This window comes from Paracoccus amoyensis (assembly GCF_014490725.1).
Classification (GTDB): domain Bacteria; phylum Pseudomonadota; class Alphaproteobacteria; order Rhodobacterales; family Rhodobacteraceae; genus Paracoccus; species Paracoccus amoyensis.
Genome location: NZ_JACOQL010000001.1, coordinates 190,863 through 212,025, shown reverse-complemented (window position 1 = coordinate 212,025; position 21,163 = coordinate 190,863). Strand labels below are relative to the sequence as shown.

The following is a 21,163-nucleotide window of genomic DNA, read 5'->3' as shown; positions in this document are numbered from 1 at the left end:
CTTACAGCATTGCCGCAACAGCGGTGCGCAATTCAGGTAACAGGTCAGCTTCGAACCACGGATTGCGTTTCAGCCAGCCCGTATTTCGCCATGAGGGATGCGGCAGGGGAAAGATCGCAGGTGCATGATCACGCCAGTTCGCAACGGTCCTGGTCACGTTCTGCGCGCCCAGATGCCATTTCATCGCATGCCCGCCCACCAGCAAGGTCAGCTTGGGTTGCAGCCTGTCCATGACCTGCTGACGCCATGTCGCCGCACAAAGTGACGGCGGCGGCAGGTCGGCCCCCTTGGCATCATAGCCCGGAAAACAGAAAGCCATCGGCACGATGGCAGTCCGGCTGCGATCATAGAACATCTCCGCATCAATCCCCATCCATTGCCGCAGCCTGTCCCCGGATCGATCGGTAAAGGGTTTGCCGCTTTCATGCACCCGCATCCCCGGAGCCTGCCCCACGATCAGGATGGGCGCACCCGTTTGAAACCAGACCACCGGCTTCGGCCGATGCCGTGTGGCCGTTGCGGCAAAGCGCGTTTCACATAGGCGACATGCCCTGATTTTCTGCTGAAGATCGGTCATCCCACCTATCTAGTAAAAATGCTTCACGAAAGAAGGGTGACACAACTATCTTTCATCTGGCATCACCAAGGGAACTGTGGACAGTCAGCGACTGCCGAAATACCGATGCACGACACGCATGCGGAAGATCGCTGGTTCGGGCAAGTAAGTGGGTGGTGACAAAAGCCATGCTGGAATTCGACAACGTCTCCAAGTCCTTCTGGACGGGAACGCGGCGCAAGGTGATCCTTGACCACGCGTCTTTTCGCGTCGAACCCGGCAATTCGGTCGGCATTCTTGCGCCAAATGGTACCGGCAAAACCACACTGATCAACATGATGTGCGGATTGGAAAAACCTGATGAAGGGAAAATCCGCCGCACCAGCCGGATTTCCTTCCCGCTTGGCTTCATGGGCGGTCTGGTGGCGCGTTTGTCCGCCAATGAAAACGCCCGCTATATCGCGCGGCTTTACGGGCTGGATCCTGACTATGTCTCTGCCTTTGCACGCTGGCTGACCGATATCGACGAATATTTCGACCGGCCCGTGGGCACCTACTCGGCCGGAATGCGACAGCGGTTCAATTTTTCACTGCTGCTGTCGCTGGAATTCGACATCTATCTGATCGACGAAGGCATGCCGCAAACAACCGATGTCGAATTTAACCGCAAGGCAGGATCTGTGCTGTATGAACGGCTTAGCAAGGCGACGGTGATCATCGTATCGCACCAACCGGCCACGATTGAAAAATTCTGTGATTCTGCCGCGATCCTGCGGGATGGGCGGCTTTACATGTTCGAATCCCTCGACGAAGCGAAACAATATTATGACTACACCGCCTAAGGCCCGCCGCTTCCACATCTCGGCCGATGAGGCTGTGCAGCCGGGACAAGCGGCGAAGACGCCTGCAACCGATCCTCGCATCCGGGTCGAGGTTCAGAAGAAAGCAAGCCCGCTACCCACCGGCGCGGACCAGGCCGCAACCGCGAAACCGGGGGACAGCGCCACAAGTGACGCTGCCGCAAAGCGTGCGCGGTTCATGCGCACGGACCCCGTCGACGACGGGCTTGATGGATTGCGCGCCGCCGCCGACGCCGCCGCAAAGAAAGCCGGTAACGTCGGCCACAAGCCGTCGTCCCCCGGCAATGAAGATGATCTGGACGCCAAGCTGGCGGCGATTCGGGCCGAAAACCTGTCGGCACGACAGTTGCGCATCGCACGCCGCATTGCGGGGCTGCATCATATCAATGTCGAATCCGACGAAGAGGCGGTCCTTCGCCTGCGAGAACGCGGCATTGACCCGTCGCACCGGGCAGCCCTGGGGCAAATTCTGTCGTCCGAAGGCAGCAGGTCACAGGCAAAACCATCTCAGCAGCCGCTTGCCCTTGTTCGCCCTGCCCAGCAAAGCATGCCGTTGCCACTGCCAAGCGCGGGCGGGGCGCGCTTGCCCCCGCGAGAGACGCTGGACGAAGATCGCCGCGCCGCAGAAATCTTCAAAATTCAACGCGATATCGCCCGCCGCCGCCGCCGCCGCATGCTGTTTCTGGCGATGCGCCTGTTGCTGTTGGTTGTGTTGCCGACGGTAATTGCAGGGCTTTATTATTTCCGCGTCGCGACGCCACTTTACGCCACGCATTCTCAGTTTCAGATTCAATTCGCCAGCGTCAGCGGTTTGGGCGGTGAAGGAAACGCCATCGCCGGGATGCAGGCCAATAGTGATGCGGTCAGCGTGCAGAATTATCTGTCGTCACGCGATGCGATGATGCGCTTGAACGCGGATAAGGGGTTCCGGGCGGCCTATCAGGATCCGTCCATTGACCCCCTGAAACGGTTGCCAGCTGATGCCACGAATGAGGCGACCTACCGGCTGTATCAGAAATCGGTAAAAATCGGCTATGATCCGACCGAGGGGATGCTGGATATGGAGGTTATCGCCCCGAACCCCGAAATCAGCGAAGCATTCTCGCGGGCACTGATCGACTATGCTGAAGAACGCGTGGATCATATGACCGCCAGATTGCGTGCCGACCAGATGGAGGGCGCTGTTCAGGTCTATGAGGATGCCGAAGCAAAGGTGGTCGCCGCGCAGCAACGCGTGCAGGAACTGCAACAATCGCTGGGCGTGCTTGATCCGGCCGCCGAAAGCACGGTCGTGATGAATCAGATCGCCTCGTTGGAAAATCAGCTGTCCGCAAAGCGGTTGGAGTTGGGGCAGCTGTTGTCGAATACCCGCCCGAATGAAAGCCGCGTTTCCGCCGTGCGAGGTGACGTAGCGCGTTTGGAAGAAATGATCGCCGATACCCGTCAGCAACTGACGCAGGGCGATGAAACACGCAGCTCTCTGGCGACGATAGGCGGCGAATTGCGAATTGCGGAAAGTGATTTGCTGACACGTCAGGAATTGCTGGCCGCCGCCGCCGAACAAATGGAATCCGCCCGGATCGAGGCGAACAAGCAAGTGCGCTACCTGTCCCTGTCGATCACCCCCGTCCCGCCAGATGAAGCAACCTATCCCAAGGCATTTCAGAACACTCTGGTGGCCTTCCTTATATTTTCCGGAATTTACCTTATGTTGTCCCTGACAACGTCCATTCTCCGCGAGCAGGTTTCAACATGACCCAGCAAAAGCACGTTCAGATCGGCAATATCACCTGTGGCAACGACCTGCCGCTGACGATCATTGCCGGTCCATGCCAATTGGAAACACTGGACCACGCTCTGATGATCGGTGAGAAGATGGCCGAAATCTGCGCGAAAGAAGGCGCAAGCTATGTCTTCAAGGCCAGCTATGACAAAGCCAACCGGACCTCGCTTGGCGGCAAACGCGGTATCGGCATTGAAGAAGGGCTGGAAATGCTGGCGACGGTGCGCGACCGTCTTGGCTGCCCGGTGCTGACCGATGTGCATGACATCGAACAGGCCACCCGCGCCGCAGAAGTCGTCGACATTATCCAGATTCCCGCCTTCCTGTCCCGGCAGACCGATCTGTTGCTGGCTGCAGGTCGCAGCGGTGCGGTGGTGAATATCAAGAAGGGGCAATTTCTGGCCCCATGGGATATGGCCAACGTCGCGGATAAAGTCGCCTCGACCGGCAATGACAAGATCATGCTGACCGAACGCGGAACCAGCTTTGGCTATAACACTTTGGTCGCAGACATGCGTTCGCTGCCCACGATGGAGCGGACAGGCTATCCCGTCATCATGGATGCGACCCATTCGGTGCAGCAACCGGGCGGTCAGGGCGGTTCATCCGGCGGACAGCGCGAATTTGCACCTGTGATGGCGCGGGCGGCGGTGTCGCTGGGCGTTGCGGGTGTCTTCATCGAAACCCATCAGGATCCCGATAATGCCCCCTCTGACGGGCCGAACATGATCTATCTGGACAAGATGCCATCCCTGGTCGCCTCGCTGATGCAGTTCGACCAGCTGGCAAAAGCCGATCCCGTCATGGCATGAGGTTCTGGCGGGTTTTTCGATTTTTTCTGCTGATCGCAAGCCTGACGCTGGCACCGATGGCCAGCGCACAGGCCCGCGATGATGCAGGCACAAACGAAGCCCCCGTCGGAACCATATCGGTCCGCGACAATCCCGCGACGGATTTCGCGATTCGCACCCGAATTGACGGCATCCTCAACCAAGTGCCCGCCTTTTCGGCGATCACGGCCCGCGTTCGCGCTGGCGTCGTCACGCTGGAAGGTGAGGTTACCGAACAGCAGACCATCACCCGCCTGAACGAGCTGATGTCCCGCGTCGATGGGGTGGTGGCGATTGAAAACAAAGTCGCGCTCAGCACCGATATCGGTGCCAGACTGGAAACGGTCCGGGAACGGTTTCAGCAGCGTTTGAACACGATTGCTGCGGGCTTCCCCTTTGTCCTTCTGGGCCTTGGGGTCGGTGCGGTTATCGTGATCGTTGGGGGTTGGATTTCCCGGCGGCGCAAAACGATCGAGCATCTGACCCCGAATCCGTTCATCGCCGATTTCCTGGCCCAGACAATCCGGCTGACATCGTGGATCGTGGCGCTGGTCGTGGCATTGGACTTGATGGAAGCGGGCGCCCTGTTGGGCACCTTGCTGGGTGCCGCAGGTATCTTTGGTCTGTCGCTCAGCTTCGCCTCTCGCGATACCATCGAAAATTTCGTCGCGACGCTGATTCTGTCGCTGCGGCAGCCCTTCAATCCGAATGACCTGATCGAGGTGAACAACCTGCGTGGCCGCGTGATCCGCATGACCAGCCGAGGAACCTCGCTGCTGACGCTGGACGGCAACCACATTCGCATCCCGAACCAGATCATCTACAAGGCAGTGATCATCAACTATACGCGCAATCCCGAACGGCGCTTCATGGTGGATCTGGTCATCAACCCCGCCTCGGATATGTGGCTGGCGCGCGATCTGGCGATCAAGACGATGGCGGGCATGGATTTCGTCATGAAACGGCCAGAGCCTGTGGCGTGGATCGAACCCTCTGGGTCGCATCAGGAACTGATCGTCGTGCGTGCAGGCGGCTGGCTTTCTCAGGAAGGGACCGATTTCGACCTTGCCCGTGGTGAGGCGTTCCGAAGATTGCGGCGTGCGCTGGATGATGCAGGTTTTGCCGTTCCAGAGATGATTTATCGCGTGCAGATGGAAGGTGGCGAAGTCGCCGATCAGCAACCTGCCGCCCCCGCACCCAAACCATATAAACGGGAAAAAACCCTTGATCTGACACCCGATGAGGCGTTCGAACAAATGGTCGACCGCGAACGGGTTGATGATGGCCGCAACCTGCTGACCCCTGCTCCGCCGCGGAACCCGCAGGGCAGCTAAAACCTATGAGGCCTTTCCGGCGGCATCGGCAGATGCCCATGCCCACTGGAAATTATAGCCGCCCAGCCACCCGGTCACATCCACGCACTCGCCGATGAAATACAGCCCCGGCACATGCCGCGCCTGCATCGTTTTGGCATCCAGATCACGTGTATCAATCCCGCCCAAGGTCACCTCTGCCGTGCGATATCCTTCGGTTCCGACAGGCCTGATGGGCCAGCGGTTCACCCTTGCCCCCAGGACCTCCAACCTCGCATTGGGCTGATCGGCCAATCTGGCATCGGCCAGCCCCATTTCCGCCACAATGGCAGCGGCCAACCGTTCGGGCAGAATCGCCGACAGCGCCGTTGCAACCGCCATACGACCGCCCTGCCCGCGTTGCCTCTTCAGTTCTTGTGCAACATCGCGGCCCGGCGCCATGTCGATCAGCAATGTCTCTCCGGGTTGCCAGTAGCTTGAGATTTGCAGGATGACCGGCCCGCTTATCCCGCGATGCGTAAACAGCAGCGCATCACGAAACTTGCCGCCGTTATGGGCAATCTGCGCGTCAATCGCGACGCCCGCCAAGGGCCGGCACAGTGCCAGATCCTGCTCTGCAAAGGTTAGCGGCACAAGTCCGGCCCGCGTTTCGACCAACCGCAGGCCGAATTGCTGCGCCAGATCATAGGCAAATCCCGTCGCCCCCATTTTCGGGATCGACTTGCCACCCGTCGCGACCACGATCCGGCTGGCCTCAACTTTATGCTGGCCTGCATCGACGATGAACCTGTCGCCGATCTGGCTGATTGAACGTGGCTGGCTCCCCAGCCTCAGGTCCGCCCCGCGCATCCGGTTCAGCAGCATATCCGTGATCTGTGTTGCCTTACCGTCGCAAAAAAGCTGGCCCTGCGTTTTTTCATGCCAGGCAATACCCGCCCTATCGACAAGGTCTACGAAATCCTCGGGACGGTAGCGCGACAGCGCACTGGCCGCGAATCTGGGGTTCTGCGACAGAAAGCGTTCGCGGCTGGCGGCCAGATTCGTGAAATTGCATCGCCCGCCACCGGATATCCGGATTTTTTCGCCCGGACGGGTTGCGTGATCCAGCACAACGACCCGCCGCCCCTGACCGAGGGCCGAGCCTGCACAGAATAATCCGGCCGCTCCGGCCCCAAGAATAACGATATCTGCCTGTTCCATAATGGGCGCATATCGGGGCTGCGTTTGGCACGCAAGTTTTCTCATTTTTCGACTTGCACCCTCTGATCGTGTTAGTTAGACAGCCTTCCACAGTTGGGGCGTGGCCAAGTGGTAAGGCATCGGTTTTTGGTACCGTGTACCGTAGGTTCGAATCCTACCGCCCCAGCCAAAATCATCCAGGTTCTTGAAAGCGTCACCTAAAAGCGCCGCAAGGCGGTTAATAGGGACCATGTCCTCCATGACTGTCCATCAATGGCGCGGTGAATAGCCCCGTGTTTTCTGGACGCCTTCCTGGCTAACGTCGAGGCAACGCGGCGCGGCCGATGCCGAACGCGACATTCGCGGATTCGCCATGGAATTCCATACTCAGGAAGGCAATTGGGACCTGTTCGGCAACAATACACCGGTCTTCTTCCTGCGCGATCCGCTGAAAGTTCCCGACCTGAACCATGCCCAGATCCCGGTGAATCTGCCCAAATGCCCCTATAACGCCGATCACCGCGACGGCGCGATGCGGGGGAAGGGCAATTACGGATCACGGCTGCATTACGAACCCAATATGTTCGGCGAATATGGGGCAATAGCGCGTGGCTGAAACCCCCACGCCCCCGGTCGCGATGACCGGGGGCGGGGTAGCACGTCTTGCGCGGTCAGGCCGATTGCAGTTGCTGCCCGTAATCGGTCAGCAGCACGATCTTGCCGGCATGCTTGCGGCCTTCCATCAGGGCATGGGCCTCGGCGGCGCGGTTCAGCGGGAAGGTCTGATCGACGACAGAGCGGATCTTCCCGGCCGCAAACAGCGGCCAGACGGTCTTTTGCAACCCGGCCGCGATCTGGGCCTTGACGGTCAAGGGCTGCGGCCGCAGCAGCGATCCGGTCAGGATCAGGTTTTTCACCAGCACCGGCATCATGTCGATCTGAACCTTGCTGCCCTGCAGATAATACAAGTTCACCAATCGGCCCTTCTGCGCAAGGCAGTCGATATTGCGCTGAATGTAGTCGCCGCCAACAATGTCCAGCACAAGATCGACACCTTCGCCGCCGGTCTTGTCGCGCACCACCTCGAAGAAATCCTGCTGACGATAGTTAATCGCGACGCTGGCGCCCAGCTCGCGGCAAAAATCGCAGGCCTCATCGCTTGATGCGGTTGTGAAGACCTCGACCCCAAGGGCCGAGGCAAGCTGGATCGTCGCGCTGCCGATGCCGCCGCTGCCGCCATGGACCAGCAGCCGCCGGGCGTTCAGCAGATCGCCCTGCATCGCCAGATTGAACCAGATCGTGAAATAGACCTCGGGCAGGGTCGCGGCCTCGGCCATTGTGACATTGGCGGGGATCGGCAAGCATTGCTCGACCGGGGCGCGGCAATATTCGGCATAGCCCCCGCCATGGGTCAGGGCGCAGACAGCGTCGCCGACCTTCAGATCGCCGACGTCGCTGCCAACTGCCGCGACGGTTCCGGCAACCTCAAGACCCGGCAGATCGCTCGCGTCAGGCGGCACGGCATAGCGACCCTGCCGCTGCAGCACGTCCGGATAGTTCACACCAGCCGCTGCGACGCGGATGACGACCTCGCCGGGTTCGGGGCGGGGGATGTCGCGCTGTTCGGGCACAAGGACCGTGGGCGGCCCTGGCCGCGAAATGGCGACGCATGTCATTTGACCTTCCAGCTGTTCTGCCACAGGAATGTCTCCTTGATTTTCAGAAATGGGTTTGGGAAATCATCCAGCCGCGGGGTGGGAAAGCTGATCGACGGGCAGGCAGGTGGTCAGGACCATTTCCTGCACCGCCGCAATATAATCGTCGACCGACACCTTGCGACGGCGGTATTTGGCGCGTTTGACATACCAGTCTTGCAGAAGCGGCTTGATCATCGTCGGCAAAAGGGGTGTCACGCCGGGGCGGAAGCGACCATCGGCGATGGCGCGGGCCGTAACCTCGGCGAACAGAGATTCGGTCAACGCCTCGCTATCGACAGCCCTGCCACGCTCCTTGGCGGGAAAATTCTTGGCCTCCATGAAGGCAAAGCTGAACCATGGCTGCATCTCCTCGGTCAGGCGGATATGCGCCTCGATCAACCATTTCAGATGTTCGATCGGATCGCTGACCACTTCGGGCGGCGGGTTGCCCAGAACGCTGTCGACCGCCCCGGTGACTTCGGACAGGATCATGTTCAGCAGCGTGGTCTTGCTGTCGAAATAGGCGTAAAGCCCCCCCATCGAAACGCCTGATTCTTTCGACAGGTCACGCAAGGACATCGCCTGAAAGCCCTTGCTGTTGGACAGTTTCAGCGCTGCCGAGATGATGATTTTCAGCTTTTTCAGTGCAACGTCAGGCTTCTGGACCGAGATGACATCTGCATGCCGTTCCAGCATCGAACGGCACAGGTCGTCGCCCGTATGACCCTTTAATTCCAACATTTTCGGTGCCCTTCTCTTCAATGATCGTTGCGACAACCAACCCGGTATCCACGCCCTGACATTGCGTCTGGAATCTTTCGTCGCAATTTATAGAACGAACGCTCGCTTGACAAGTTGGCACCTCCTCCCGCATAAAAAAATGAGCGAGCGCTCGATAGGAGGGTTGACGCCATGACCAAAACTGAACACCACCTTCATTCATGGCCCGGCATGGCGGGCCGCACAGCCCTGATAACCGGTGCCTCAACCGGCCTCGGGGCGCATTTCGCGCGGCTTCTGGCGCAGCAGGGCGCGCATGTTGTCGCCGCCGCGCGGCGGATCGACCGGGTCGAGACGCTGTGCGCTGACCTGCGCGATCAGGGGCATCAGGCGACGCCGCTGGCGCTGGATGTCAGTTCGGCGCAGGCGGTGCAGGCGGCGCTCTCGGGGCAGGTCTTCGATCTGGTCGTCAACAATGCCGGCGTGTCGCATTCCTGTGCCGCGCTCGATCTGGATCAGGACACGCTGGACGCGGTGATCGACACCAACCTCAAGGGCGTGTTCCACGTCGCCCGCGCCACGGCGGCGGCGATGCGCGAGGCCGGTCGGGGTGGCGCCATCGTCAACGTCGCCTCGATCCTCGGCTCGCGCGTCTCGGGCCATGTCGCGGCCTATGCGGCGTCCAAGGGCGGGGTGCTGCAACTGACCCGTGCGCTGGCGCTGGAATGGGCGCGCCACGGCATCCGCGTCAATAGCCTCAGCCCCGGCTATATCGAGACCGACCTGAACAGCCATTTCTTTGCCACCGAACAGGGTCAGGCGCTGATCCGCCGCGTGCCGCAGCGCCGCCTTGGCCAGCCGCAGGATCTGGACGGGGCGCTGTTGCTGCTCTTGTCCGACATGGGCCGCTTCATCACCGGTGCCGATATCGCCGTCGATGGCGGCCATCTTGTTTCATCGCTTTAGGAGGCCATCATGGACTTCACCATCTCCCCCGAGATCGAGGATTACCGCGCCCGCATCGCGGCGTTCGTCGATAGCCGCATCCTACCAGTCGAGGGCCATCGCAGCCTCTGGGACGAGCACGGCAATATCGGCCGCGCGGCGCTGACGGACCTGCGGGCACAGGCGCGCGATCAGGGCCTGTGGTGCCTGCAGGTGTCCAAGGAAAACGGCGGGCAAGGGCTGGGCAAGGTCGGCATGGCGGTCTGCTATGAGGCGATGAACCGCTCGATCTTTGGGCCGGTGGTGTTCAACGCGGCGGCGCCCGACGACGGCAATATGATGGTGCTGGAAAAGGCCGCGACCGAGGCGCAGAAGGAGCGCTGGCTGGCGCCGATTGTCGCGGGCAGCGTCAGTTCCGCCTTTGCCATGACCGAACCGTCGCCCGGCGGTGGCTCGGATCCGGGCATGATGCGCACGCGGGCGGAAAAGCGCGGCGACCGCTATGTGCTGACCGGCCGGAAATGGTTCATCACCGGCGCCGAGGACGCCGCCCATTTCATCGTCATGGCCCGCACCTCGGACGATCCGCGCCGCGGCCTGACCGCTTTCCTGCACCACCGCGACGACCCCGGCTGGCGCATCGAACGCCGCATCCCGATCATGGGCCCCGAGGAACATGGCGGCCATTGCGAGATCGTCTATGACGGGATGGAGCTGCCCGCCGACCGCATCCTTCTGGGCGAGGGACAGGGGCTGAAGCTGACCCAGATGCGGCTTGGCCCGGCGCGGCTGACCCATTGCATGCGCTGGCTGGGTCTGGCCAAGCGTTGCACCGAGATCGCGCGGGACTATGCCGGCAGCCGGACCGGTTTTGGCATCCGGCTGGGCGATCGCGAAAGCACCCAGATCAAGATGGGCGATCTGGCCATGGGGATCGAGATCGGCCGCCTGCTGGTGATGAAGGCCGCATGGACGCTGGATCAGGGCGATTTCGCCCGCCAGGAAGTCTCGATGGCAAAAATCCACGTCGCGAACCTGCTGCACAAGGCCGCCGATGTGGCGATCCAGATCAACGGCGCGCGGGGCTATTCCACCGACACGGTGCTGGAATGGATCTACCGCTATGCCCGGCAGGCGCGGTTGGTCGATGGCGCGGACGAGGTGCATCAGATGGTGCTGAATCGCCTGCAAGCGGACAATCCCGATGGGTTCTGGACCTGGCCCGTCAGCACCGCCTGAGGGCCGCTGCCAAAGAACATTCGTCACTGGGAGGAGGGAGCAATGTTCGATGAGCCGTATCTGGCGCCCTGCGCCACAAACTACGAAGCGCTGACACCGCTGGCCTTTCTGCGCCGTGCCGAACAGGTCCATGCCGATCGGCCCGCCATCATCTGGCGCGATCTGAAGCTGACCTATGCCGAATTCGGCGCCTTGGTGCGCCGCATGGCCTTCTGGCTGCGGGCGCAGGGCGTCGGGCCGGGCAATGTCGTGTCGCTGATCCTGCCCAACCGGCCCGAACTGCTGGCCGCGCATTTCGCGGTGCCCGGCATCGGGGCGGTGCTGAACGCCGTCAACACGCGGCTGAACGCGGATGAGGTCGGCTATATCCTCGGTCATGCGCAAAGCCGGGTGCTGATCGGCGATGCCGGGACGCTGACCGGTCTGGACGCGCTGCCGCTGCCGACGGTCGCGCTGTGTTCAGCGCCGGGCGCGGGCGACGGGCTGGACCTGTTCGCCGCCGATCTGCCCGAGGCAGATCTGACGGGCGCTCCGGTGAACGAAAACGCGGCCATCGCGCTGAACTATACCTCGGGCACGACCGGCCGTCCGAAGGGTGTCGTCTATACTCATCGCGGTGCCTGGCTGAACGCACTCGGCAATGTCGCGGCGCTGAAGTTCGACGACCGCACGCGCTATCTGTGGACGCTGCCGATGTTTCATTGCAACGGCTGGACCCATACATGGGCGGTCACGGCGGCGGGCGGCACGCATATCTGTCTGGACAGGATCGAGCCGGCGCAGATGATCGACCTGATCGCCGCCCATTGCGTCACCCATATGTGCTGCGCGCCGGTCGTGCTGTATATGCTGCTGGAAGAGATGCGCGACCCTGCCCCCGCGCCCGTCAAGGTCGGCACCGGTGGCGCCGCGCCGACCCCGGCGCTGATCGCGCGGATGCAGGAACTGGGCTTCGAGATCGTTCACCTTTACGGGCTGACCGAAAGCTATGGCCCGGTGACGCTGAACGATCCGGTCCTTGCGCCCGATGCCACGCTGTCGCAGCGCGCCGCGCGGCTGGCGCGGCAGGGCGTCCGGCATCTGACGGTGGGCCGGGTGCTGGTTCTGGATGCGCAGGGCCAGGGCGTTCCCGCCGATGGCCGCACCGTGGGCGAAATCGCGCTGTGCGGCAACACCCTGATGGCCGGCTATTACCGCGACCCCGAGGCGACGGCGCAGGCGCTTGGCGGCGGCGTGTTTCGCACTGGCGATCTGGCGGTGCTGCATCCAGACGGCGAAATCCAGATTCAGGACCGGGCGAAAGACATCATCATTTCCGGCGGCGAGAACTTTTCCAGCCTCGAAGTCGAGACCGTGCTGCACCAGCACCCTGATGTGCTGATCGCGGCCGTGGTCGCCGCGCCGGATGCGAAATGGGGCGAAACCGCATGGGCCTTCATCGAAGCCAAGACGGGCTGCACCCCTGATCCGCAGGCCTTGGACCGGTTCTGCCGCGATCATCTGGCAGGGTTCAAGCGGCCGCGACGGTTCGTGCTGGGCCCCCTGCCCAAGACCGCGACCGGCAAGGTCCAGAAATTCGCATTGCGCCAGAGGGCGAAGGAGATGGTCGATGAGCAATGATCTTGATCTTGCTGCGCTGGAAGGCTGGCTGGCCGGGAAGCTGCCGGGCAAGTCCGGGCTGGTGGTGACGCAAATCTCGGGCGGGCAGTCGAACCCGACCTATCAGGTGATCTTCGGGGGCGAACGCTTCGTTCTGCGTATCAAGCCGCCCGGTCCCTTGCTCCCCGGTGCCCATGCGATCGAGCGTGAATACCGCGTCATGAACGCGCTTGGCCCGACCGGCGTGCCGGTGCCCACCGTGCGCTGGCTGGAAGAGGACGAGACGGTTCTTGGCCGCCCATTCTATCTGATGGACTGGCTGGATGGGCGGGTGTTTTCGGATTGCTCGCTGCAGGGCGTCAGCCCCGATGACCGGCGCGCGATGTATCTGGACACGGCCCGCACGCTGGCGCGGCTGCATGCGGTGCGCCCGGATCAGATCGGCCTGTCCGATTATGGCAAGCCCGGCAATTACTTCGAACGCCAGATCGCCCGCTGGTCCCGCCAATGCCGGGAATCGACCGGGCCGCGTATCCCCGCGCTGGACAAGTTGACCGACTGGATCGTCCGGCATGCGCCGCCTGATGACGGCGCGGTTGCCATCAGCCATGGCGATTTCCGCATCGGCAACATGATGTTCCACCCGACCGAGCCGCGCGTCATCGCCATCCTGGACTGGGAGTTGTCGACGCTTGGTCATCCGCTGGCCGATCTGGGCTTTTGCGCGATGCCATGGGCCAGCGCGCCCGATGAATATGGCGGCATTCTGGGAACGGATTGGGCCGATGCCGGCATCCCCACGCTGGAGGAGTTCGTCGCCGAATATCAGGCAAATGCCATCACCGACATTCCGCTGACCACCTTCCACCGCGCCTTCGCCATGTTCCGCTTTGCCGCGATCTTCGTCGGCATCGCCGACCGCGCCCGCAGCGGCAATGCCGCCTCGGCCGAGGCCGCCAACCTCGCCCCGCTGGCCGAGCGCTTTGCACAGCGCGGGCTGGATATCATCGAACGCACCGAAAAGGAGGACAAAGAATGATCCGCCGCCTGACCCGCACCATCGACCAGATGAACGCCGCCATCGGCCAGGTCGTCAGTTTCCTGATCTGGGCCGGCATCGCAGTGCTCTGCTATGAGGTCGTCGCGCGCTATGTCTTCGGGCAGCCGACGGTCTGGGCACATGGCTATACGCAGCGCATCTTCGGATCTTATTTCATTCTGATCGGAGCATATACGCTGATCCAGCGCGATCACGTGCGGGTCGATATCCTGCTGACGCCTGAGTCCTCGCGCCGGAATGCCGTTCTGGACCTGCTGAACTACGCCTTTCTGATCCTGTGGGGCCTGGTCCTGACCATCGAGGGCTGGCGCTTCTTTCTTGATGCCTGGCGATGGGCCGAAGTCGACGACAGCGCCCTTCGCCACGCCATGTGGCCGCCCAAGCTGGCGCTTTTCCTTGGCAGCCTGCTGATCACCCTTCAGGGCGTCAACGAGGCGATCAAGTCCGTGCTTTACCTGATTTCGCCAAGCGGCGCCGAGGCTGCCACGCCAGCCGATGCCGAACAGGAGATGCTGACCCATGACGCCTGAAATCCTGACCTATGGCATGTTCGGCATGTTGCTGATCGCCATCATCTGCGGTATTTCGCTGTCCTTCGCCATGGGCGGCACCGCCGTGGTCTTCGGCTACCTGATCTTTGGGCCGAACGGCATGTATTCCATCGTTTCGGCAGCCTTCGGCGGGATGTGGTCAATCCTGCTGTCAGCGATCCCGCTGTTCACCTTCATCGGTGTGGCACTGGCCAAGTCCAAGATCGCCAGCGATCTGTATCACGCTTTCTACCTGTGGTCGGGGCGGATGCCGGGTGGGCTGCTGCTGGGCACCTCGGGTTTCGCTGCCACGCTGTCGGCCATGACCGGCAGTTGCGCGGCCTCGACGATCACCACCGGCATGGTCGGCATTCCGGCAATGGATCAGCGCGGCTATAACCGCAAATTCGTGCTGGGCACCATCGGCGCATCGGGCACATTGGGCATCCTGATCCCGCCCTCGATCACGCTGATCCTGATCGGGATGCAGACCGGACAATCCATCGGGCGGCTGTTTCTGGGTGGCATGGTGGCCGGGCTGATCGTTCTGGCCGTCTTCATGAGCTATGTGGCGATCCGCAGCCGGATGCGCCCGGAACTGGCCCCGACACTTGGGCAGACGCCGCCCTTGCGCGAAAGGCTGGCGTCGCTGAAATCGGTGATCCTGCCGGTGCTGATCATCTTGTCGGTGCTGGTCTCGATCTTTCAGGGCATCGCGACCCCGACCGAGGCCGCCGCCATCGGCGCTGCCGCCGTCACCCTGTCGGTTGCACTGCGGGGCGAATTGAACTGGCGCTATATCAAAGAGGTCAGCTTCACCACCGCATCCGTCACCGGGATGGTGATCTGGATCGTCTTCGGTGCCACCGCGTTCACCTCGATCTATGGCAGTGGCGGCGGAACGGCCTTCATGCAGCAAATGCTGTCCGGTCTCAGTGCCTCGCCCTGGGTGACAATCCTGCTGATGCAGCTGATCACGTTGATCCTGGGAATGTTCCTGGATCCGGTGGGGATCATCCTGCTGGTGCTGCCGATCTTCTTTCCGATCGTGGTGCAGCTTGGCTTTGACCCGATCTGGTTCTGCATCCTGTTCCAGTTGAACCTGTGCATTGGCTATATCTCGCCGCCCTTCGGCTATAACCTGTTCTATCTCAAAACCCCAGCCCCAAGACGCCGATCACGCAGATCTATGCGGCGGTGTTCCCGTTCCTGCTGCTGATGCTGGGCGTTGGCGCGCTGCTCTTCGCCTTTCCGCAAATTATCACGGCAACGACCGGCGCCTGACCGCGCCCCATGACCCAACAGAGAGAGGAGATCAAAATGAACCAGAAGCCGACAACGCCATCGCGCCGCCATTTCCTGACCGGCACGACCGCCGCCCTGACCATCGCCGCGCTGGCCGCGCCGCCCGCCATCGCGCAGGGCACCACCACTTGGCGGATGCAGACCCACTGGCCGACCGGGGTCTGGTATTACGAGGAGGTCTTCGTCAAATTCTGCAACCGGGTGACCGAGGCGACAGGTGGCGAGCTGACGATCACTCCGGTGCAGAATGACGGGCTTGTCCGCACCGGCGAGGCTTTGGATGCCGTGCGTCGGGGCCTGTTGGAAAGCGCCTTCATCTATCCCGCCTATTGGATCGGTCGCATTCCCGCCGCCGCCCATCTGAACGGCTTTATCGGCATGTGGGACACGCACGAGGAAATGGCCGCCTTCATGTATGAGATGGGCGCGCTGGATATCATCCGCGAGGCCTATGCCGCGCAGGGCATCTATCAGGCAGGGCCGGTGTCCTATGCCGGGCTGGCACTTTATTCGAACCGCCCGCTGCGCACGGTCGCCGATTTTGCCGGCTGGAAAGTGCGCTCGACCGGGCCGGCCGCCGATGTCTTCATCAAAATGGGCGCGACGCCTGTGTCGATACCGGGGGCGGAGCTGTATCAGGGCCTGCAAACCGGCGTGGTCGATGGGGCACATTGGGGCTCGACCTCGACCGGTTGGGGAATGAATCTGCATGAGGTGAACAAATATATCGTGCGCCCCGACCTTGTTGGCCATCTCAACGGCGAGGTGATCGTCGGGCTGGACACCTGGAGCAAGATCAGCCCCGAGATTCAGGCGATCTTCAATGAGGTCGTTCGTGCAACCTCGGCCGATGCAAGCGCACATTTCCTGTATCGCGACATGACCTATGCGCAGCGCTTCGTCGATGAGAAAGGCGGCGAACTGACCCAGCTTGACGACGAGGCGCTGGAAAATCTGCGCCGATACTCGCTGGAGGTCGTGGATGAGTATTCGGCAAAAGACCCGGATTATTGCGGCAAGCTTGGCCCGATGCTGCACGAACTCCAGAAGCTTCGCGGTCTTGTCTGACGGGCATCTGAAAGACTGGCGCAAACGCAAGGTCGTCATCCGGGCCTGACAGGGACCCGGATGATCGTTTTGTGACGCCCCCGCTATTCCACTGCCGCCAATTGCGCCTTCTTGCTCGCCTCTAACTCGGTCATCAACGCCTCGATGCGCCGTTTGCGGTCGCGGGCTTCTGCGATCAGAGCAGTGACGGTATCTCGTTTCTTCGCCAGCAGTGCCAGAGCATCGGTGCAGGACACGATATGTGCGCCCGGCTGAATCTCGACGCTGGCAATCTCACGCAGGGTGAAGCCGAGGCCCTGTGCCTGTTCGATAAAGCGCAGCAATGCCGGGCTTGGCACGACGCTGCTGCATTACGCTCAGCACGACCTTCCATTGCGCGGAATTCGGCGATTGAGCCGGCCTGAATGACCTGCACCCATGCTCTTTTGCGGTCTTGATCGATCTCCTTGATCGAAGGGCAGCCCTCATCCGGCCGATGCGCCAGCTTTTGATTGGTCGAGAACTCCTCGATGCTCAGGCCCAGCGGCAGGATCAAGATCGCTCGCGTGCGATCGGGCCGCGCGATCATGCTGCACGCCTCAGCAGGCGCTGGCCATTGCCGATCAGCAGGATCGCCGCCGCAGCCAGCATGCCGCTGCCCAAGAAGGTCGCGGTGATCGACAGCCGGTCCAACAACACCCCTCCGACGACCGCGCCCAGCAGGATCGAGACCTGGATCGCGGCGACCATCAGGCTGCCTGCGGCCTCGGGCGCGTCACCGGCGTTCCGTGACATCCAGGTCATCCAGATCACCGACATGCCGGTGTTCATGGCGCCCCAGATGGCCAGCAGCACGCCAACCGCCAGGACCGACCCACCGACCAGCAGCAGGGCCAGCGTGTCAACGCCCATGACCAGCGCAGGCAGCATCAACAACGGCGCGACCCGACTGCCATCGATCCGCCCAGCGGCCCATGTGCCGGCAAAGCCCGCCAGCCCCAGGACCAGCAGCAGGACCGACAGGACCGTCACATCGACGCCCGTCACCTGCTCCAGAAACGGGCGCAGATAGGTGAACATGGTGAAGGCCGATCCCCAGCTAAGCATCGCCGCCGCAAGGCCGCGCCGGAAATAGGGGCGGCGCAGCAACCCTGTCAGTGCAGCAAGGCTTTGGCCACCCCGTGCGGGCAACGAAGGCAGCGCCAGCACATGCCAGACCAGATTGACCGCAACAACCGGGGTCAGCAGCCAGAAAACCTCTCGCCAACCCAGCATCCCGCCCAGATAGCTGCCGAGCGGCGCGGCAAAGGCGGCGGCCATCGCCTGCCCGCCAAACATCAGCGACAGCGCACGCGGCACGTCGCGTTCCGGCACCAGCCGCATGATCACCGATGTCGCCAGCGCCCAGAAGCCGCCGACGCAGATGCCAAGGGCCGCCCGCGCCACCATCAGCACGGTGAAATTCGGTGCAATCGCGACCAACACCAGCGATACCAGCATCAATGCGGTCAGCCCGACCAGCACCCATTTGCGGTTCAGCCGCCCGGCGATCGTGGTGATCATCAGGCTGGCCAGCACCGCGAACAGCCCACTGATGGAAATCGCCTGCCCGGTCTGGCCTTCTGTTGCGCCCAAACCTTGCGCCATCGGCGTCAGCAGGCTGACCGGCATGAACTCGGACGCGATCAGCAGGGCCACGCACAGCGTCATGGACAGCACCGCACCCCAGGCGGCGGCGGGACGGGTCTCGAAATTTACATAGGTTGCGTCGCTCATTGTCATCACCTTCACCATTTGACGAAAGAGATAGCCGAGCGTGCGCAATCAGATTAGCCCAACAAACTGGCATGGACTAATCGACAGGGTCGATTAATATATCGCCACAACCCCTGATCCGAGACACCCCATGCCGCGCACCGATTTCAACGACCTGATGTGGTTCCGCGTTGTGGCCGAGGAACAGAACTTCACCCGCGCAGCGGCCAAGCTGGGCGTGGCGCAATCGACGTTGAGCCATACGATCAAGCGGCTGGAAACCCGCATGGGCATCCGCCTGCTGACCCGGACCACCCGCAACGTCGCCCCGACGCAGGCTGGCGGGCGATTGCTGGCCACCCTCGCGCCAAGGCTGACCGAGATCGAGGACGAGATCGCCACCTTGATGGAGTTCCGTGACACACCCTCGGGCGAGGTGCGATTGACCCTGTCGGATCATGCGCTGAATACCGTTGTCTGGCCCAAGCTGGCGCCGGTTCTGGCCGAATATCCCGATATTCAGGTCGAATTCAGCCTGGACACCGGTTTTCGCAACATCGTCGAAGATGGGTTCGACGCCGGCGTGCGGCTTGGCGAAAGCGTGGAAAAGGATATGATTGCGGTCAGGATCGGCCCGGACTGGCGGATGCTGGCCGTCGCCTCGCCCGGTTATGCGGCGGCCCATGGCCTGCCTCGACACCCCGAGGAGTTGCTGGCCCATAATTGTGTCCGCATGCGGCAGGCGACGCGAGGCGGCATCTATGCCTGGGAATTTGAAAAAGACGGGCAAGCGCTGAATGTGCGGGTGAATGGTCAGCTGACCTTCAATAATTCCTATGCCATGGTCGATGCCGCGCTGGCTGGGTTGGGGATCGCATTCGTGCCCAACAGCATGGCCGATCACCATGTCGCGTCGGGGGATCTGGTCTTGATGCTGGAAGACTGGTCGCCCTATTTTGACGGCTATTTCCTGTTTTACCCCAGCCGACGCCAGAACCGCCCGGCCTTCAGGGTCATCATGGAGGCGCTTAGGCAGCGATAGGATGGACATCGCCGAACAGGGTTGTTTTGATTGTCCCGGCAGGACTGGATTGGCCTGACATCGTTACCTTTTATCGCAGCCATCTGCGACCATGGGCAAATCCCTAAAAGACGCTTCACAAGGTGCTTTTGGCTTTTAAATGGCTTTCGGTCGCTTTCCTGGTCCATTCTTCAGTCGGCAACGGTCTTGGCAAAGGCCAGCGCATTGAAAATTTTCACGCGGCATGCACGCGTTACCGCCTTGCGGCAACGCTGGTCGTTGGTGTCAAAATACGATCAGGGAAAATCCAAGATTGGCCGATGAACAAGACCGAAGGAGCCGCATGGATATATCTGACCGCAGCTATCCTACCCTGGCCGAGGCAACCCGGGTCTGGGTACGGATCGCTGCCCTGTCTTTTGGTGGACCGGCCGGGCAGATCGCGGTCATGCACCGCATCGTGGTCGAGGAAAAACGCTGGTTCGGTGATGATCGTTTCCTGCATGCACTGAATTTCTGCATGCTGCTGCCGGGACCAGAGGCACAGCAGCTTGCCACCTATATCGGCTGGCTGATGCACGGGGTGCGCGGGGCGTTGATCGCGGGCGTGCTGTTCATCCTTCCCGGTGTCATCGCCATCATGGCGTTAAGCTGGGTCTATGCAATCTGGGGCGATGTCGGCCTTGTTGCCGGCCTGTTTTTCGGGCTGAAAGCCGCCGTGCTTGCCATCGTCCTGCAAGCCGTTTTCCGGGTCGGCAAACGCGCGCTAAAGAATGATGCCATGCGGGCCATCGCGGCCCTCTCTTTCATCGCGATCTTCGCCTTTGGCGCGCCCTTTCCGTTGATCATCGCGGTGGCGGCACTGGTTGGCTGGTCCGGGGCCAAGGCCGGGTTTGCCGCTTTTGCACCGGGCGGCGGTCACGGATCGGTGGACGGAAGCCATATCGCGGATGCGGATTCCCTGTTGGGCAAGGAGGTGGTGGCCATGCCCGCCTCCAGACGACGTGGCGCCTTGATCGCCGGTCTGGTCGCGCTGATGTTGTGGCTGTTGCCCGTGGGACTGCTGCTGATCACCGTCGGGCCGGGCAATGTCTTTACCGACATTGCCACCTTCTTTTCCAAGATGGCGGTCGTGACCTTTGGCGGCGCCTATGCGGTGCTGGCCTATGTCGCGCAAGAGGCCGTCGGCACCTATGGCTGGCTGGAACCGGGTGAGATGCTGGACGGGCTGGGCATGGCCGAAACCACCCCCGGCCCGCTGATCATGGTGCTGCAATTCGTGGGCTTTCTGGGCGCATACCGCGAAACGGACAGCCTGCTGGGCGGCACAATCGGCGGTCTGCTGGCAACTTGGGTCACGTTCGCACCCTGCTTTGCCTGGATCTTCCTTGGCGCACCATGGATGGAGCGGCTGCGCGAGAATCGTGCGCTGTCATCGGCCTTGACGGCGGTGACAGCGGCTGTGGTGGGCGTGATCCTTAACCTGGCGATCTGGTTCGCCATCCACGTCATCTGGCGTCAGGTGTTCAGGATCGAAGCAGGGCCATTTTCGATGGAATTGCCGGTGCTGTCATCGCTCAACTGGGCGGCGGCCATCCTGTCGGCACTGGCAATCTTCGCCCTGTTCCGCTTGAAGCTGGGCATGACGACCGTGCTGGCGGCCACCGCCATCGCCGGCATGGCGCTTTATCTGGCAGGATTTGCGTGACGCCGGCGTCGAGGCT

At 61.8% G+C, this 21,163-nt stretch carries 20 protein-coding genes, 1 tRNA gene and 1 pseudogene; 16 read left to right on the top strand and 6 right to left on the bottom strand.

Annotated features, from left to right (window positions below; all coding sequences use genetic code 11):
* Position 1: 1 nt before the first annotated feature.
* Positions 2-577 carry a uracil-DNA glycosylase family protein gene (locus H4P12_RS01055; RefSeq protein WP_187791741.1) on the bottom strand — a complete coding sequence of 192 codons (576 nt, stop codon included), beginning with the start codon at positions 575-577 and terminating at the stop codon, positions 2-4.
* Between the two features lie 167 nt (positions 578-744).
* Here H4P12_RS01055 and H4P12_RS01050 point away from each other — a divergent pair, with 167 nt between their 5' ends.
* From H4P12_RS01050 to H4P12_RS01035, 4 genes are read left to right on the top strand one after another with little or no spacing between them, the layout of a single operon-like run.
* Positions 745-1,398 (top strand): ABC transporter ATP-binding protein, encoded by a 654-nt coding sequence (locus tag H4P12_RS01050; RefSeq protein WP_187791740.1) that lies wholly within the window; start codon positions 745-747, stop codon positions 1,396-1,398.
* Positions 1,382-3,172, top strand: a complete 1,791-nt coding sequence (locus H4P12_RS01045) for a KpsE/RkpR family capsule polysaccharide export protein (protein ID WP_187791739.1) — start codon at positions 1,382-1,384, stop codon at positions 3,170-3,172. Before H4P12_RS01050 ends, H4P12_RS01045 begins: the two co-directional genes overlap by 17 nt.
* A complete protein-coding gene (gene kdsA / locus H4P12_RS01040) occupies positions 3,169-4,011 on the top strand; it encodes a 3-deoxy-8-phosphooctulonate synthase (RefSeq protein WP_187791738.1) in 843 nt (280 codons plus the stop codon). Before H4P12_RS01045 ends, kdsA begins: the two co-directional genes overlap by 4 nt.
* Positions 4,008-5,363, top strand: a complete 1,356-nt coding sequence (locus tag H4P12_RS01035; RefSeq protein WP_187791737.1) for a mechanosensitive ion channel domain-containing protein — start codon at positions 4,008-4,010, stop codon at positions 5,361-5,363. Before kdsA ends, H4P12_RS01035 begins: the two co-directional genes overlap by 4 nt.
* Positions 5,364-5,366: 3 nt before the next feature.
* Here the strand turns inward: H4P12_RS01035 and H4P12_RS01030 are convergent, their stop codons facing one another.
* Positions 5,367-6,542, bottom strand: coding sequence for a BaiN/RdsA family NAD(P)/FAD-dependent oxidoreductase (locus H4P12_RS01030; RefSeq protein ID WP_187791736.1), 1,176 nt, complete (start codon positions 6,540-6,542; stop codon positions 5,367-5,369).
* A 94-nt stretch (positions 6,543-6,636) separates the two neighbouring features.
* Between H4P12_RS01030 and H4P12_RS01025 the strand changes: the two genes are divergently transcribed.
* The 3 genes and pseudogenes from H4P12_RS01025 (at position 6,637) to H4P12_RS18985 (ending at position 7,137) form a co-directional block, all read left to right on the top strand.
* Positions 6,637-6,711: transfer RNA gene (locus H4P12_RS01025), tRNA-Gln, on the top strand.
* A 138-nt stretch (positions 6,712-6,849) separates the two neighbouring features.
* Positions 6,850-6,996 (top strand): annotated as a pseudogene (locus H4P12_RS01020) (catalase); the annotation flags it as partial.
* A 9-nt stretch (positions 6,997-7,005) separates the two neighbouring features.
* Entirely contained in the window at positions 7,006-7,137 is a 132-nt protein-coding gene (locus H4P12_RS18985; protein WP_343069764.1) for a hypothetical protein, read from the top strand.
* 55 nt (positions 7,138-7,192) lie between these two features.
* On the opposite strand, the gene H4P12_RS01015 is transcribed toward H4P12_RS18985, so the two are convergent.
* Together H4P12_RS01015 and H4P12_RS01010 are read right to left on the bottom strand one after the other, a co-directional pair.
* Positions 7,193-8,197 (bottom strand): NAD(P)H-quinone oxidoreductase, encoded by a 1,005-nt coding sequence (locus tag H4P12_RS01015; RefSeq protein ID WP_187792435.1) that lies wholly within the window; start codon positions 8,195-8,197, stop codon positions 7,193-7,195.
* A 63-nt stretch (positions 8,198-8,260) separates the two neighbouring features.
* Positions 8,261-8,959, bottom strand: coding sequence for a TetR/AcrR family transcriptional regulator (locus H4P12_RS01010; protein WP_246448774.1), 699 nt, complete (start codon positions 8,957-8,959; stop codon positions 8,261-8,263).
* Positions 8,960-9,130: 171 nt separating this feature from the next.
* Here H4P12_RS01010 and H4P12_RS01005 point away from each other — a divergent pair, with 171 nt between their 5' ends.
* From H4P12_RS01005 to H4P12_RS00975, 7 genes are all read left to right on the top strand, one after another.
* The gene (locus tag H4P12_RS01005) at positions 9,131-9,904 is read left to right on the top strand and encodes an SDR family NAD(P)-dependent oxidoreductase (RefSeq protein ID WP_187791735.1); all 774 of its coding nucleotides are present in this window, start codon (positions 9,131-9,133) and stop codon (positions 9,902-9,904) included.
* A 9-nt stretch (positions 9,905-9,913) separates the two neighbouring features.
* Positions 9,914-11,122: an acyl-CoA dehydrogenase family protein gene (locus H4P12_RS01000; protein ID WP_187791734.1), complete on the top strand. Its 1,209-nt coding sequence runs from the start codon at positions 9,914-9,916 to the stop codon at positions 11,120-11,122.
* 42 nt (positions 11,123-11,164) lie between these two features.
* A complete protein-coding gene (locus tag H4P12_RS00995) occupies positions 11,165-12,742 on the top strand; it encodes an AMP-binding protein (RefSeq protein ID WP_187791733.1) in 1,578 nt (525 codons plus the stop codon).
* The gene (locus tag H4P12_RS00990) at positions 12,732-13,760 is read left to right on the top strand and encodes a phosphotransferase family protein (RefSeq protein WP_187791732.1); all 1,029 of its coding nucleotides are present in this window, start codon (positions 12,732-12,734) and stop codon (positions 13,758-13,760) included. Before H4P12_RS00995 ends, H4P12_RS00990 begins: the two co-directional genes overlap by 11 nt.
* Complete coding sequence (locus H4P12_RS00985) at positions 13,757-14,311, top strand: TRAP transporter small permease subunit (RefSeq protein ID WP_187791731.1); 555 nt, start codon at positions 13,757-13,759, stop codon at positions 14,309-14,311. Before H4P12_RS00990 ends, H4P12_RS00985 begins: the two co-directional genes overlap by 4 nt.
* Positions 14,301-15,530, top strand: a complete 1,230-nt coding sequence (locus H4P12_RS00980) for a TRAP transporter large permease (RefSeq protein ID WP_187791730.1) — start codon at positions 14,301-14,303, stop codon at positions 15,528-15,530. The genes H4P12_RS00985 and H4P12_RS00980 overlap by 11 nt, the downstream gene beginning before the upstream one ends.
* A 101-nt stretch (positions 15,531-15,631) precedes the next feature.
* Positions 15,632-16,684, top strand: a complete 1,053-nt coding sequence (locus tag H4P12_RS00975) for a TRAP transporter substrate-binding protein (RefSeq protein ID WP_187791729.1) — start codon at positions 15,632-15,634, stop codon at positions 16,682-16,684.
* Positions 16,685-16,767: 83 nt separating this feature from the next.
* Here H4P12_RS00975 and H4P12_RS00970 read toward each other — a convergent pair whose 3' ends face one another.
* Positions 16,768-17,022: a MerR family DNA-binding protein gene (locus H4P12_RS00970; protein WP_187791728.1), complete on the bottom strand. Its 255-nt coding sequence runs from the start codon at positions 17,020-17,022 to the stop codon at positions 16,768-16,770.
* A gap of 226 nt (positions 17,023-17,248) precedes the next feature.
* Positions 17,249-18,439: an MFS transporter gene (locus H4P12_RS00965; protein ID WP_187791727.1), complete on the bottom strand. Its 1,191-nt coding sequence runs from the start codon at positions 18,437-18,439 to the stop codon at positions 17,249-17,251.
* Between the two features lie 130 nt (positions 18,440-18,569).
* Between H4P12_RS00965 and H4P12_RS00960 the strand changes: the two genes are divergently transcribed.
* Positions 18,570-19,460, top strand: coding sequence for a LysR family transcriptional regulator (locus tag H4P12_RS00960; protein WP_187791726.1), 891 nt, complete (start codon positions 18,570-18,572; stop codon positions 19,458-19,460).
* 322 nt (positions 19,461-19,782) lie between these two features.
* Positions 19,783-21,147, top strand: a complete 1,365-nt coding sequence (chrA, locus tag H4P12_RS00955) for a chromate efflux transporter (RefSeq protein WP_187791725.1) — start codon at positions 19,783-19,785, stop codon at positions 21,145-21,147.
* Positions 21,148-21,163 lie beyond the last annotated feature (16 nt).

Bases quoted from the DNA above. Each gene is read 5' to 3' on its own strand.
- H4P12_RS01055 (WP_187791741.1), bottom strand. From the start codon at position 577: ATGACCGATCTTCAGCAGAAAATCAGGGCATGTCGCCTATGTGAAACG.
- H4P12_RS01050 (WP_187791740.1), top strand. From the start codon at position 745: ATGCTGGAATTCGACAACGTCTCCAAGTCCTTCTGGACGGGAACGCGG.
- H4P12_RS01045 (WP_187791739.1), top strand. From the start codon at position 1,382: ATGACTACACCGCCTAAGGCCCGCCGCTTCCACATCTCGGCCGATGAG.
- kdsA (WP_187791738.1), top strand. From the start codon at position 3,169: ATGACCCAGCAAAAGCACGTTCAGATCGGCAATATCACCTGTGGCAAC.
- H4P12_RS01035 (WP_187791737.1), top strand. From the start codon at position 4,008: ATGAGGTTCTGGCGGGTTTTTCGATTTTTTCTGCTGATCGCAAGCCTG.
- H4P12_RS01030 (WP_187791736.1), bottom strand. From the start codon at position 6,542: ATGGAACAGGCAGATATCGTTATTCTTGGGGCCGGAGCGGCCGGATTA.
- H4P12_RS01015 (WP_187792435.1), bottom strand. From the start codon at position 8,197: ATGACATGCGTCGCCATTTCGCGGCCAGGGCCGCCCACGGTCCTTGTG.
- H4P12_RS01010 (WP_246448774.1), bottom strand. From the start codon at position 8,959: ATGTTGGAATTAAAGGGTCATACGGGCGACGACCTGTGCCGTTCGATG.
- H4P12_RS01005 (WP_187791735.1), top strand. From the start codon at position 9,131: ATGACCAAAACTGAACACCACCTTCATTCATGGCCCGGCATGGCGGGC.
- H4P12_RS01000 (WP_187791734.1), top strand. From the start codon at position 9,914: ATGGACTTCACCATCTCCCCCGAGATCGAGGATTACCGCGCCCGCATC.
- H4P12_RS00995 (WP_187791733.1), top strand. From the start codon at position 11,165: ATGTTCGATGAGCCGTATCTGGCGCCCTGCGCCACAAACTACGAAGCG.
- H4P12_RS00990 (WP_187791732.1), top strand. From the start codon at position 12,732: ATGAGCAATGATCTTGATCTTGCTGCGCTGGAAGGCTGGCTGGCCGGG.
- H4P12_RS00985 (WP_187791731.1), top strand. From the start codon at position 13,757: ATGATCCGCCGCCTGACCCGCACCATCGACCAGATGAACGCCGCCATC.
- H4P12_RS00980 (WP_187791730.1), top strand. From the start codon at position 14,301: ATGACGCCTGAAATCCTGACCTATGGCATGTTCGGCATGTTGCTGATC.
- H4P12_RS00975 (WP_187791729.1), top strand. From the start codon at position 15,632: ATGAACCAGAAGCCGACAACGCCATCGCGCCGCCATTTCCTGACCGGC.
- H4P12_RS00965 (WP_187791727.1), bottom strand. From the start codon at position 18,439: ATGAGCGACGCAACCTATGTAAATTTCGAGACCCGTCCCGCCGCCGCC.
- H4P12_RS00960 (WP_187791726.1), top strand. From the start codon at position 18,570: ATGCCGCGCACCGATTTCAACGACCTGATGTGGTTCCGCGTTGTGGCC.
- chrA (WP_187791725.1), top strand. From the start codon at position 19,783: ATGGATATATCTGACCGCAGCTATCCTACCCTGGCCGAGGCAACCCGG.